The sequence below is a fragment of the Maribacter ulvicola genome (assembly GCF_900155985.1).
Taxonomy (GTDB): Bacteria; Bacteroidota; Bacteroidia; order Flavobacteriales; family Flavobacteriaceae; genus Maribacter; species Maribacter ulvicola.
Window position 1 is genome coordinate 21,999 of the sequence record NZ_FTMA01000015.1, and the last position, 12,340, is coordinate 34,338.

A 12,340-nucleotide genomic window follows, 5' to 3' on the forward strand; every position below is an offset into this window, starting at 1 on the left:
ACACTATTATATTGCAAAAATAGACAGGGAACCAACAGCAAATTAACTCTATTAAGAATTTAAGTAACCATAAAGATCGCCGCTATAATCAACCCCTATGCTGACCAAAAGCTTTTGTATTTTACACCTTTTAAGATGATAGAAAATACCTTAAAAAATTTGCTCAACAATTATACGTAACAACATAAGAGTACATGCTTGCACATATAGGCATACAAAAAAATCAATAAAAAAAGTAGTATATGTTATCCTCTTAGACCCATTATTCAGTTCTTTCCAAAATGAGAATAAATTTGTAATTTCACTATTACCTACAACCGTTAATGAGCAAATGAAAAATACCAACTTCTATACTGAACTTAAGAAGTCTAAAAAATCTCTTGTTGCTCTTTTAGCAGATGAAGCTGACTTTAAAAATGTGCCGCTAACTTGGTATGTTATCGTTGTAGATATACAAAATTCAACACAAGCGGTGACAGATGGCAAGCATCATCAAGTAAACTTAACCGCCACCGGTAGTATTATATCCGTATTAAATACTATACGTAAATTTAAACATAATATAGAGATTCCTTATTTTTTTGGTGGTGACGGGGCTACGTTCCTATTACCATCTAGCCTGCTAAACAAAGTTATTACCGTACTTGAAAATTATAGTATACACATTAAAAGAAAGACCAATTTGGTATTGCGGGTAGGTCATATTGCCGTTAAAGATCTTATATCAGAAAAGTGTCATTTAAAGATTGCCAAACACCAACTAACGCAACGGCTGGCCATCCCCATAATTCTAGGCAATGGCTTACACAAGGCAGAAGACGTTATTAAATCTAATTTTAAAGAAATACCACTTTCTAATTTCAATGAAAGTTTATTGAATTTAAAAGGGATGGAATGCAGATGGGAAAAAGTGAATCCTGATCACGACCAAGCCAAAGTTGTATGCTTATTGCTAGATTCCGTTGTAGAAAAAAATCAAAGAGCCGTCTACAAAGAAGTGCTGGTAAAGATGGATGAAGTTTTTGGAAACTTTAATGACAGGCAACCCATTAAGAGTGAACGTCTAAAGCTAGATACCAGCTATAATAAAATATGGGAAGAAATGAAGGTAAGCCTTGTCGATAAAAATTGGCGTTACTTTTTTAAAAATTGGATCCAAACCAATATTGGTCACGCCTACTTTAGTCTCTCTAAAAGTGGAAAACAATACCTAAAGCAGATAGGTCAACTATCACATTCGTTCATGTTAGATGGTATGATCAATACTATTTTCACGGCTGAGCAAAGCCAGATAGATTCCTTTGTTGGTTATCTAGATCAATTAGAGGCCGAACATAAAATTATTTACGGTATTCATGTTACCCATGCATCTGTAATGTCTTGCTATATATTGGACAGAAAAACCAATCACTCCCATTTTGTAGATGGTACCGAAGGCGGTTATACTTCTGCTGCTAAAATGCTAAAAATGAAGAAAAAGGCTAATATTCCATAAAATCCTGCGTGTAAAAACCTAAGAATTACAGTAACATCAAATTTATAAGGTCAATTAATATCATATTAGAGCAAATCTATAGCTGTTCATGTGGCTACCTTGCTATCATTAGTAATATTTAAAAATGTACAAATGATTACAGAAGACAAAAGTATTCATAAAACAAAAAGTACTGGCGGACTCCAAAATAGCATACCACAGAACAAAAGTATTGCCCAAAATGAAGACGTAAAAGAGGACATAGCAAAACCCGTAAATAATGGCGGAGTGGCTACTGCAAAGTTTGATTTGCATGTAGAAAAACAGTGGTTGGCAGTTAAAGATAAGTACTTAGCCAATTTTCCTGAAACCGAAGATATCAATGCAAACGGAGAACAAGATAATTTAGAGTCCTTAATCAGCACTATTGCCCATAGAAGGCAGAAATCTGAACAAGAGATACACGATGAAATTATGAACTGGTCTCTAAACAAGTAAACGTGAAAAAAATAATGTACTTTTTAATAATAGCACTGGTTGTAAGTTGGGTATTAGGTTTTGTTGTTTTCAAGGTTATGGGAGCACTCATACACTTACTTCTTTTACTTGCTGTAGTGTTGTTGGTCTACAATTGGCTAAGCAATAAAAAAAGCACCTAAAAACAATACGTCCCTTATGTAAAGCGGCCATAACTTTTTACTGTAGTTAGTAACAAGCACCACATCTTATTACTAGTTTTGCATTTTTAAACAAATAGCATGATATCAGTAGATAACCTAGCCGTAGAATTTAGTGGCACTACCCTATTCAGTGACGTTTCTTTTGTCATTAACCCAACCGATAAAATTGCCCTCATGGGTAAAAACGGAGCCGGTAAATCTACCATGATGAAAATTATAGCCGGTGAGCAAAAAGGTACACGTGGTAATGTAAGAGTGCCAAAAGATGCCGTTATCGCCTATTTACCGCAACACTTGCTCACAGAAGATAATTGTACCGTTTTTGAAGAAGCCGCAAAGGCTTTTAAGCATGTTTTTAACATGCGCGATGAAATGGATAAGCTCAATAAAGAATTAGAAACCAGAACCGATTATGAAAGCGATGCCTATATGGGCATCATTGAAAAAGTATCTGATTTAGGAGAAAAATACTATGCCTTAGACGAAGTTAATTATGATGCCGAAGTTGAAAAAGCCTTAAAGGGATTAGGATTTAAACCAGAAGATTTTACTAGGCAGACCAATGAGTTTAGTGGGGGTTGGCGTATGCGTATAGAACTGGCTAAAATTCTTTTACAAAAACCAGATTTAATTCTTTTAGACGAGCCTACAAACCACATAGATATAGAATCTGTTATATGGTTAGAGGATTTCTTATTGAACAAGGCCAACGCCGTAATGGTCATTTCTCATGACAGGGCGTTTATTGATAATATTACCAACCGCACCATAGAAGTAACTATGGGGCGCATTTATGATTATAAAGCCAATTATTCCCATTATTTACAATTACGCGAAGACCGTAGATCACATCAAATAAAAGCCTACCAAGAGCAACAAAAGTTCATTGCCGATAACATGGCTTTTATAGAACGTTTTAAAGGCACGTACTCCAAAACCAATCAGGTAACGTCTAGGGAACGTATGCTAGAGAAGTTGGAAATCATTGAAATTGATGAAATAGATACCTCTTCGTTAAAATTACGTTTTCCGCCAGCACCTAGATCTGGTGACTACCCTGTTACCGTTAAAGAGGTTTCTAAATCGTATGATGAACATATTGTTTTTAGAGAGGCGAATATGTCTATTGCAAGAGGTGAAAAAGTTTCTTTTGTGGGCAGAAACGGAGAAGGTAAATCTACCATGATCAAAGCCATTTTAAATGAAATTTCAGTTGAAGGCACTTGTCAATTAGGTCACAATGTAAAAGTGGGATACTTTGCCCAAAATCAAGCTTCATTGTTGGATCCGGACTTAACCATTTTCCAAACCGTAGATGAAGTGGCTTTTGGGGATATACGTAATCAGATCAAAAATATTCTAGGTCGTTTTATGTTCAGTGGCGATGATATCGACAAAAAAGTAAGTATGCTTTCCGGTGGAGAGAAAACGAGGTTGGCAATGGTAAAGTTATTGCTAGAACCGGTAAATCTTTTAATATTAGATGAACCTACCAATCACTTAGATTTGAAATCTAAGGATGTATTGAAAGAAGCATTAGCTACCTATGATGGTACACTTATTCTTGTATCTCACGATAGAGATTTTCTGCAAGGTTTATCGCAAAAGGTATTTGAATTTAAAGAGCAACGCGTTATAGAACATTTTGAAACCATTGATGCTTTCTTAGAGCGAAATAGAATTAAGAGTATAGCAGAGATTAATTTGATGAAGTAAATATTTCTCTTGCTTTTTCAATTTATTAAATTACAGGTAAAAATGAGAATAGATGTAATTGTGCACATATAGAATTATTGTCATTAATGATGAAAAAATAAAATCGTGTAATGGAATTTGACCGAACTGGAATAATATTATACACTCTTGAATACAAAAATTGTGTGGAGTTTTATGAAAACATTCTAGGTCTCAAAAAAATGTTTGAGAGTGAAAACCTGACTTGTTTTGAATTCGGTCAAGTATATTTAATGGTAGAGTTAGATGACGAATATGATGGACAAAAAACTGGAACGGAACGGACAAAAATGTGTTTGCGTATGAATGTTCCAAATGTAAAAATGCTTTCGGATAAATTGACTTCGAATAATATAGAAGTGGACTATCAAGAACATTCTTGGGGTATAATTGCAAAATTTCGAGACCCTGACGGTAATTATTACAACTAATAAAACCTATAACGATTTGACAGTTCAGAGCTTCGGAGTGCCAAACGATTTCATATACGAACCGTTAGGCAAAATATACCACCATTAGAATAAAAATGATTACAACACTAAAGAAATCATTAATAGAATTTAATACCAAGCTCTATCTGGTTTTAATATTAATGCTCTTAATTCCGACAATTTATAAAACCCTGAGAATATATTATCTGGGTGATTTACCTAATGATTCAGGCTTTAATATTGCTTCTCAGATTATTTGGCTAAATGTAATATTTGAAGTGATTCAAGAAGCTATATTACTTCCTCTTTTTTTTCTTTTGGGAAAGTCGATAAATGATAACCTTCAAACTGAAAATAAAATAAAAACAGGACTAATTACAACAGGAATCATATATCTTTCATTACTTATAATAATTTACTTTTTTGCAGATTCATTATTACTGTTAATGAAACAAAAAGAATCATTGATAAAACTTTCATCACATTATATAAAACTAGAGTCTATAGCTATTTTTCTTTCGGTTGTTTATAGATTTACTTTAATTGTCCTAATCTTATTAGGCAAAGTGAAAAGAATATTTTTATTATTGATTACACAAACAATTATTATTATTATCTGTGATTCACTTTTACTGAGTCAATATTCATTTTCAATGCAACTTGGTGTTCTAGGAATAGCTTATGGAAACATAATAGTTGAATTAATACTAATTATAATTAGTCTATTTGTTTTAAAAAAAGAGAATGTTTTTTGGTTTAAAAATACTCCTTTAGATTTTTCGTGGTTAAAAAATTGGTTCAAAATAGGATCTCTTTCTGGATTAGAATCACTAATTAGAAACACTGTATTCATAATTATGATTATCCGATTAATAAATTCTATAGAAGGGCAATCTTTTTTTTGGGTTTCAAACAGTTTTATCTGGAGTTGGCTATTAATTCCAATAATTGCGCTAGGAGATTTAATTAAAAAAGAAATTAGTGAGAAGAAAATTGCTTTAAATAAAGTTATTAATTTTTCAATAATAATTACAACTTCAATTGTTCTAATATGGTTGTCGACAATTCCATTATGGAATTCATTTTTTAAAAATTTTATGAATATTAGCAATCCAGAAATTGTTCTCAACATAACAATTACAGCAATTATATACTATATTTCATTTGCTTATAACAATATAATTGATAGTGTATTTTATGGATACGGCAGAACTGATTTAATGTTGATACAATCAATTCTAATAAATATAATTTACTATGGTATAGTCTTTTTTACGTTTAAATTAACTGAGCTCCAAATCACATTAAATATTATTGTTACTATTTTTGGATTAGGAATTTTATTTGATTCCATTATCACTTTTGGAATTTATAAGTATAGTTTGAATAGAAATAGTTTAACCAAATAAATACTTTGCCTAACAAAGAACTGAGGTAAAAAACAAACAAATTCTTCCTTAATCTGAGACAATAGTATTCTAGGCTCATAGATTCAAAAAACAGATTCTTGAGCTTTTTTTATTCAATGTATCCGCTATTTATCTAGGCAATATAGAAACGTAAGTTTCATCATATAGCCTGCCAGATTTTGCGATAGCAAAAGACTGTTTTAATAGTTTGTTGGCAACGGCTATCAGTGCCAATTTCTTGCTCTTGCCCTTGTTCACGATTCGATCATATACTTCCTTGCATGCCTTATTATGCTTACAGGCATTGAAAGAACATAGAAACAATAGATTACGAAGCTTTCTATTACCGACCTTACTTATTCGTGCACGACCTCTTACACTGCTCCCGGATTCCCGTATCGTGGGGGTTATACCCACGTAACTGCAAAGCTGTCCTGCGGTTTCGAACTTTTTGAAACCATCAGTGACAACAATTAAGAACAAGGCAGTTTTTTGACCTATGCCAGGTATCGATGTCAACAAGTTCAATTGCTCCTGTTGGTCCTCTTTCACCAATGATAGCATCTTTGACTCGATAGCAGCTATTTCTTTATTGAGCTGCTTTTTGTTACGTATCAAGGATCGATAAACAAACTTTGAGGGTATGCCCAGAACAGCTTCCCCATGTATCTTGTTCTTGGTTGCGGTACGCTGTTTTAAATAGGTATCCAATAATCGAAACAACTGTAAGCATTCACTTTGTATATCCGTCAAGGCATTGTATTAGTCTATAATGATAGTAACCGGTAGCTTCCATAACCACCAATGAACCTTTGGGCAATTCCTTTAGGTATTTCCTGAACCCCGTTTCATTGTTCCTATACTGGTCGTAACCTGTTTTACTACCATGTACATCAAAGACATCCTTACTGATGTCAACTCCAAAAGTTTCTTTATATTTATTCATAGAAAATGATTTATGAAAGAACCGGCTACTTCTGCTCACAACAACTAGAAAACGAGATCTAAAGTCTCACAGAACTGAACGTGATCTAAGTAGTAAAAGAGAGAGGATTATCAATGTTGTCGAAGTCTAAAGCTTCACCGTATATAGTAACCTTAACTCTCTCTTTTGTTCTTTCTGGTTATATCAACAATTTACTGAGAATCAAACTTAAGAGGTGTATAAAACATAGCTATTGAGTGCTAGATTGAAAAAGCAGAGCAATTAGTGGAGACCGTCAAATCTGCGATTTGACACATGAGTAATAAAATATATGCGCCAAATCACAGATTTGACTCGAATTAAAACAGAAAATTAGTAACTTAAAAGGACGCTACATTTCATACACGGAGCGTTGTGCTTAATGTTGAAATCGTGATAAAAACAAACTTTAATCCTTCCGAAAAACATCTTGCTGACATAAAAATTTGGCTGGTTGAGGAATGGAATGAAACGAACAGCGGATTTTATTGCAATTGGAATATAATTGAAAATGAGTTTGCTAAAAAAAACGTAGCAGTAATAACTGAGAATGATTTTGTAATCGGATTTATAGTTTATAGAATTTATGAGTTTCAAGCAGTAATCGACATTGCGGAAACCAAACCAACCGAAAGGAAAAAAGGAATTGCAAGAAAGCTAATTAATGACACTTTAGACTACTTTGAACAAAATGGAATCTTAGTTTGTGAATTATTTTGCTCGCCTAAATATTCAGAGCCTTTTTGGAAAAGAATTGGATTTGAAAATTTCCCTGATTTACCTCATAACTCAAGAATCAATATGTTTAAACCTCTCATTGAGACTTTAAAGCCGACTGAAAAAGCTGAATCTGACACAAAAATTAGCTTGTGGAATTGTGAACCTTATCAGGCGGACAGAGAAAAAGCTAAATGGAATTGGGATTTGAATTTCATAGAGGACAATAAGACTTTGGCTAAACCAATTATTTTTCCAGTCTCAAGTGATTGGCAAGTAGAATTGACTAAAAACGGACAAATAATAGTTTCGGAAAAGGTTAAAAGATTTCGGATTGATTTAGCAAATAATGGTAGTTTTATGATTATCCGAAAATTAACAACGTGAAAAAAACACTAAGCACAACAATGTATAACCGCAATTACGGCGGATTCGACTACGTCCGAATCCACTCGGAATTGCTAACGTCTGTACTAAACCGAAAATATTCACTAATTTAACCCATAACTGACGGTTATACGAAACCGTTGTGTGCAATTAAAACAGAATGCTAACAGAAAATGACATAGTTGAAAAAGTAGCTGAATTTCTTGAATCAAGAGATTATAAAATCGAACAATGTTTGACGACTAATCAACAAGGAATTGACTTAATTGCGGAATCACAATCCGCAAAACTGTTTATAGAAGCAAAAGGCGAAACTAGTGCTTCTAAAACGTCCAAACGCTACGGATTGCCATTTAATCGGAATCAAGTAAAATCACACATTGGAGTTGCTCTTTTGGCGACAATGAAAGTGATTTCTAGTGAACCGGTAGGTAAAAACACAAAAGTTGGAATTGCTTTACCAGACAATGAGGAACAAAGAAGAGTAATTGATACAATTTATCCAGCTTTAAAAAAACTAGATATTAAACTATTTTGGGTTACAAAATCCCAAGTAACAATCGAATAATATGCCTGCAGATTTCATAGGAAAAATTGTTCTTGTTGAAACAATTAAAGCTTCAATCAAAGAACTAATTGCGGAATTTAAAAAAGAGAAGATTCCACAAGAGAAAAGAGAAAGATTGTCTGATGCACTAGCTTCAATTCAATTAGCATCAATTGAAACTAGAATAGTCATTGACAACAATGGATACGAACCAAATTTGGATTTGGCAAAACTGTGGAATACAGCTCTCAAAAAAGCCATAGACGCTGAATTAAAAGAGCTTCCTGACTATTTAAATAGCAAATCAAAGTTTTGGGGACAACCACAAGATTGGCTGAATGAACCGACTTCAATGGAACTAGTTCCAAAATTGAATTATCTGAACGACAAATGTGATATGTTACTAATTGAACTAAAAAAATAACTGCACACAACAATGGTAACCGTTGCACAAGCCTATAATTAGAAATAATCACTATCCATATAAGCCTCTTTAAGCGGCTTTTTTTATGCCATATTAAAAGCTGAACCTAAATTTCAGGTGTATTGGAGAAAGGCTTTTCACGTAATAAACCATGATTTTTACAAATAATGGCAGGGCAAGCTTCCCCGCCCCGCTTTTCGGGCTTTTGTTCTCGAATTTTAGGTACTTTTTGAGATGTTAGACGACAGCGGATAGGTGCATGACCTTGTTCGCCTGTGCGAGTACGATCGTATTTATTTTTCGCATTCCCATGAACTGGGTCTACGTTATAAAATAATTTATTCAGCTTTTTAAAATTATATTTTTCCAATACAATTGCGATTGCCGTCTATGTTTTTGCGGATTTATAGCACATTTAACGTATTAAAAACAGACTGGTTGTTGGTTAATTTTAGTCATTTCTTACTTAGAGTAAAACATTTTTTGTGATTATGGTTTCCCGTAATGGAATATGAGCTAATAATTGTAGGTTTATTCTTTAATGGTATATTAGTATGCATGAAAAAAAACATTACACATATTTCTGATTATTTCGGAATATGTGTAATTGTGCACATATACAATTGTTGTGCGTCAGCTGAAAAACAACTAACACGAAAAAGAACTTTAAAATAAATTTATGCAATTACAGATATTTAAATACGCGGACGAGGAAGAAAATAACTTGGACAGTTTAACAACTATAGAAATCGACAATGAAATATGGTTTGTTGCTTCAGAAGTATGTAATCTTTTAGATATTAAAAACGCAAGTGATGCTGTATCAAGACTTGATGATGACGAAAAGCAAACATCGGTAATACCGATATCAGGTCAAAATCGAAAAGTAAACCTTATATCTGAAAGTGGATTATACGCTTTAGTATTTAAGAGTAATAAACCTTCTGCTAAGAAATTCAGAAAATGGGTTACTAAAGAAGTTATTCCAGCAATTAGAAAGACAGGTAGCTTTGGAATTAACCGATTAGAAACACCGAATTTTGTTGTTCGTTTCAATGACAATTGGGATAGAACTGACAAAGGCTTTTTCTCTGTTATTAGTGAACTGTTTGTTAGACTTTATGGTCGTTTTGAAAATGTTGGTTATCAAATACCGAATAAGGCATTTAGCGGAAAAGAAATCCGACCAGATGTTAGTGTAGGCTTATTGTTTGCTAAACACCTAAGAAATAATCATCCTGAATTTGCTAATGATTTCAAAATGTATAATCACAAATTCCAAAACGGACAAGAAGTTGAAGCAAGACAATATAAAAATGACTTATTGCCAATATTCATAAAATTCATTGACGATAATTGGATTGTGAACAATGCACAAAAATATTTCAAAGAACGTGACCCAGTAGCTTTAGATTATTTACCGAAACTACTTGGGGAATAAAAAGCCGAACGCACAACAACGGCTATAAAAAATAGCTAATTAAGTGCTTAATCAAAGCTTTTGTTTTATTAATAAAGTTAAATATAACCCGAAAAGTTAAGCGTTTCTATACGCTACTTTTCATAGCCAAACCGTTATGCGCAAATTAATAAAACCAAGGAAATAAAGAATAAACTATGATAAATCGACTTTATGTGGAAGGTCTTAATGGAAGAAATAAACCATTAGAATTGACTTTCAAGCCCGATTTAAATTTACTGACAGGTAAAAATGGGTCAAGCAAAACAACTATTTTAAAATTAATTTGGTTTTTAAATTCGGGTAGAATACTGAATTTAGTAAAAGAAATAAATTTCACATTTGCAGAATTAAATACATCAAATCTTGACATTAATGTTAGAAAAAACCAAGAGAATAATACAATAAGTATTGGAATAAACAAAGACAAACCAATTACTGTTAGTTCTGCTAATCTACGTGAGATAGAATTAAGAAGACCTACAAGAATTCACGAGAAGTTTACTGAAATATACAAACTTGCTATTCCAACTATTTTTTTTCCAACTTTTAGAAGAATCGAAGGTGGTTTTTCAATGGAAGATGGATATGACCCAAGATTCGGGAGAAACGACGAGATTAGAGATGCATTAGAACATTTCTCAAGGCGATTGTCCGCAAGAAATCAAAGATTTATTACATCTATTTCTACCGATGATATTGTCACTTTATTAAACCAAGAATATTCAAACATTAATGCGAGAATAAATTTAATCCAAAAGCAAAAATCCGACGATATAATCAGGAAAATAAAAACCCAAGGTAAAGATGAAAAAGCAACCTTGGATGAAATACAAAGTGATATTGAAATGATGGAAACTCAAAGAGAATCATTATTAAAACCTTACACTACGCTTTCAGATTTAATAACAACAATATTCCAACATAAAGGAATTAATTTAAGTAATCTCACACTTGGAGAGGTTAATAATGCTATTTCATCTGACAAACTTTCAGCTGGAGAAAAACAAATGTTAAGTTTTATTTGCTACAACGCATTTACTAAAGACAACACAATTTTTATAGACGAACCTGAATTAAGTCTTCATCCAGATTGGCAAAGAACACTTGTTCCCACTTTATTAAATCAAGGAAATAATAACCAATTCTTTATGGCTACTCATAGCCCTTTTATTTATTCAAAATATTCGGACAAAGAAATTATATTATCAGAAGATAAAGGTATTTAATATGAGTTTAAAATTAAGCGTAGATGAAATAGTAGAAACCTTAAAACGCTCTTCTTTAACTACAGTTTTAGTAGAAGGAAAAGATGATGTAATGGTTTATAGATGGATAGAAGATGAAATTGGAATTGTAAACGCAAGTTTTTTTCCTTGTGGTGGACGAGACAAACTTTTACAAGTATTTGAAAGGAGAGATGAATTCCCAGATATTAGAACAATTTTCGTAGCGGATAAAGATGCATTTGTTTATGTAAATCCACCAGATGATTATGCTGAAATCCTTTGGACTAACGGTTATTCTATTGAGAATGACTTATACTATGGTCGACAAATAGAATCATTATTGAGTAATGATGAGCAAACTGTATTTTTAAAATCATTAAATAGTTTTGTCGAGTATTATGCTTTTGAAGTTCAAAATTATATTAATGGAGAAGAGCATTGTTTTAGAAATCATCCGCAACACATAGTTTGTGAATTACAAAATGAAGTCAAAAAAGAATTTCTACAGGAAATAAATTTTACCAAAGCGGACGAACAAATTGAAAATAATTTAAAAGAAAACTACGACGTTTTAATAAGAGGTAAATCTCTTTTCGCTCTTTTGACCAGAATTTTAAGTAATAGTACTAGAGAAATTAAACATAGCAAATTAAGTCTGTTAGAGCATTGTTATCGAACTCATAAAAGTGAAAAATTTATTGAATTAATAACTAGAATAGAAGAAAAAATCAGCGCATAACAAAGAACTGAGGTAAAAAACAAACAAATTCTTCCTTAATCTGAGACAATGGTATTCTAGGCTCATAGATTCAAAAAACAGATTCTTGAGCTTTTTTTATTCAATGTATCCGCTATTTATCTAGGCAATATAGAAACGTAAGTTTC

At 32.5% G+C, this 12,340-nt stretch carries 13 protein-coding genes and 1 pseudogene; 12 read left to right on the forward strand and 2 right to left on the reverse strand.

The window, feature by feature from the left end; genetic code table 11:
• The first annotated feature begins 331 nt into the window (after positions 1 to 331).
• The 6 genes from BW936_RS19115 (at position 332) to BW936_RS19135 (ending at position 5,728) form a co-directional block, all read left to right on the forward strand.
• On the forward strand, positions 332 to 1,495 hold the full coding sequence (locus tag BW936_RS19115) for a DUF3095 family protein (protein ID WP_076551460.1): 1,164 nt from the start codon (positions 332 to 334) through the stop codon (positions 1,493 to 1,495).
• 132 nt (positions 1,496 to 1,627) lie between these two features.
• The gene (locus BW936_RS19120; protein WP_076551462.1) at positions 1,628 to 1,972 is read left to right on the forward strand and encodes a hypothetical protein; all 345 of its coding nucleotides are present in this window, start codon (positions 1,628 to 1,630) and stop codon (positions 1,970 to 1,972) included.
• A 14-nt stretch (positions 1,973 to 1,986) separates the two neighbouring features.
• On the forward strand, positions 1,987 to 2,133 hold the full coding sequence (locus BW936_RS19550) for a lmo0937 family membrane protein (protein ID WP_143744227.1): 147 nt from the start codon (positions 1,987 to 1,989) through the stop codon (positions 2,131 to 2,133).
• A gap of 99 nt (positions 2,134 to 2,232) precedes the next feature.
• The gene (locus BW936_RS19125; RefSeq protein WP_076551464.1) at positions 2,233 to 3,870 is read left to right on the forward strand and encodes an ABC-F family ATP-binding cassette domain-containing protein; all 1,638 of its coding nucleotides are present in this window, start codon (positions 2,233 to 2,235) and stop codon (positions 3,868 to 3,870) included.
• 110 nt (positions 3,871 to 3,980) lie between these two features.
• Positions 3,981 to 4,319, forward strand: coding sequence for a VOC family protein (locus BW936_RS19130; protein ID WP_076551466.1), 339 nt, complete (start codon positions 3,981 to 3,983; stop codon positions 4,317 to 4,319).
• Between the two features lie 95 nt (positions 4,320 to 4,414).
• Positions 4,415 to 5,728, forward strand: coding sequence for an MATE family Na+-driven efflux transporter (locus BW936_RS19135; protein ID WP_076551468.1), 1,314 nt, complete (start codon positions 4,415 to 4,417; stop codon positions 5,726 to 5,728).
• Positions 5,729 to 5,857: 129 nt separating this feature from the next.
• On the opposite strand, the pseudogene BW936_RS19140 reads toward BW936_RS19135, so the two are convergent.
• Positions 5,858 to 6,674 (reverse strand): annotated as a pseudogene (locus tag BW936_RS19140) (IS110 family transposase).
• Positions 6,675 to 7,085: 411 nt separating this feature from the next.
• Between BW936_RS19140 and BW936_RS19145 the strand changes: the two are divergent.
• The 3 genes from BW936_RS19145 (at position 7,086) to BW936_RS19155 (ending at position 8,767) form a co-directional block, all read left to right on the forward strand.
• Complete coding sequence (locus BW936_RS19145) at positions 7,086 to 7,796, forward strand: GNAT family N-acetyltransferase (RefSeq protein WP_159439042.1); 711 nt, start codon at positions 7,086 to 7,088, stop codon at positions 7,794 to 7,796.
• A gap of 160 nt (positions 7,797 to 7,956) precedes the next feature.
• Positions 7,957 to 8,364: a hypothetical protein gene (locus BW936_RS19150; RefSeq protein WP_076551472.1), complete on the forward strand. Its 408-nt coding sequence runs from the start codon at positions 7,957 to 7,959 to the stop codon at positions 8,362 to 8,364.
• 1 nt (position 8,365) lies between these two features.
• Positions 8,366 to 8,767: a hypothetical protein gene (locus BW936_RS19155; protein ID WP_076551474.1), complete on the forward strand. Its 402-nt coding sequence runs from the start codon at positions 8,366 to 8,368 to the stop codon at positions 8,765 to 8,767.
• 106 nt (positions 8,768 to 8,873) lie between these two features.
• Here BW936_RS19155 and BW936_RS19160 read toward each other — a convergent pair whose 3' ends face one another.
• A complete protein-coding gene (locus BW936_RS19160; RefSeq protein ID WP_076551476.1) occupies positions 8,874 to 9,137 on the reverse strand; it encodes a hypothetical protein in 264 nt (87 codons plus the stop codon).
• A 309-nt stretch (positions 9,138 to 9,446) separates the two neighbouring features.
• Between BW936_RS19160 and BW936_RS19165 the strand changes: the two genes are divergently transcribed.
• The 3 genes from BW936_RS19165 to BW936_RS19175 all read left to right on the forward strand — a co-directional run bounded on the left by BW936_RS19165 (position 9,447) and on the right by BW936_RS19175 (position 12,194).
• Complete coding sequence (locus tag BW936_RS19165; RefSeq protein ID WP_076551478.1) at positions 9,447 to 10,208, forward strand: BRO-N domain-containing protein; 762 nt, start codon at positions 9,447 to 9,449, stop codon at positions 10,206 to 10,208.
• 176 nt (positions 10,209 to 10,384) lie between these two features.
• Positions 10,385 to 11,455 (forward strand): AAA family ATPase, encoded by a 1,071-nt coding sequence (locus BW936_RS19170; RefSeq protein WP_076551480.1) that lies wholly within the window; start codon positions 10,385 to 10,387, stop codon positions 11,453 to 11,455.
• Between the two features lies 1 nt (position 11,456).
• Positions 11,457 to 12,194: a DUF4435 domain-containing protein gene (locus BW936_RS19175; protein WP_076551482.1), complete on the forward strand. Its 738-nt coding sequence runs from the start codon at positions 11,457 to 11,459 to the stop codon at positions 12,192 to 12,194.
• The last annotated feature ends 146 nt before the right edge of the window (positions 12,195 to 12,340 follow it).

What these genes read in the sequence shown, in the direction of transcription:
- BW936_RS19115 (WP_076551460.1), top strand. Translation starts at nt 332, where the DNA reads ATGAAAAATACCAACTTCTATACTGAACTTAAGAAGTCTAAAAAATCT.
- BW936_RS19120 (WP_076551462.1), top strand. Translation starts at nt 1,628, where the DNA reads ATGATTACAGAAGACAAAAGTATTCATAAAACAAAAAGTACTGGCGGA.
- BW936_RS19550 (WP_143744227.1), top strand. Translation starts at nt 1,987, where the DNA reads ATGTACTTTTTAATAATAGCACTGGTTGTAAGTTGGGTATTAGGTTTT.
- BW936_RS19125 (WP_076551464.1), top strand. Translation starts at nt 2,233, where the DNA reads ATGATATCAGTAGATAACCTAGCCGTAGAATTTAGTGGCACTACCCTA.
- BW936_RS19130 (WP_076551466.1), top strand. Translation starts at nt 3,981, where the DNA reads ATGGAATTTGACCGAACTGGAATAATATTATACACTCTTGAATACAAA.
- BW936_RS19135 (WP_076551468.1), top strand. Translation starts at nt 4,415, where the DNA reads ATGATTACAACACTAAAGAAATCATTAATAGAATTTAATACCAAGCTC.
- BW936_RS19150 (WP_076551472.1), top strand. Translation starts at nt 7,957, where the DNA reads ATGCTAACAGAAAATGACATAGTTGAAAAAGTAGCTGAATTTCTTGAA.
- BW936_RS19155 (WP_076551474.1), top strand. Translation starts at nt 8,366, where the DNA reads ATGCCTGCAGATTTCATAGGAAAAATTGTTCTTGTTGAAACAATTAAA.
- BW936_RS19165 (WP_076551478.1), top strand. Translation starts at nt 9,447, where the DNA reads ATGCAATTACAGATATTTAAATACGCGGACGAGGAAGAAAATAACTTG.
- BW936_RS19170 (WP_076551480.1), top strand. Translation starts at nt 10,385, where the DNA reads ATGATAAATCGACTTTATGTGGAAGGTCTTAATGGAAGAAATAAACCA.
- BW936_RS19175 (WP_076551482.1), top strand. Translation starts at nt 11,457, where the DNA reads ATGAGTTTAAAATTAAGCGTAGATGAAATAGTAGAAACCTTAAAACGC.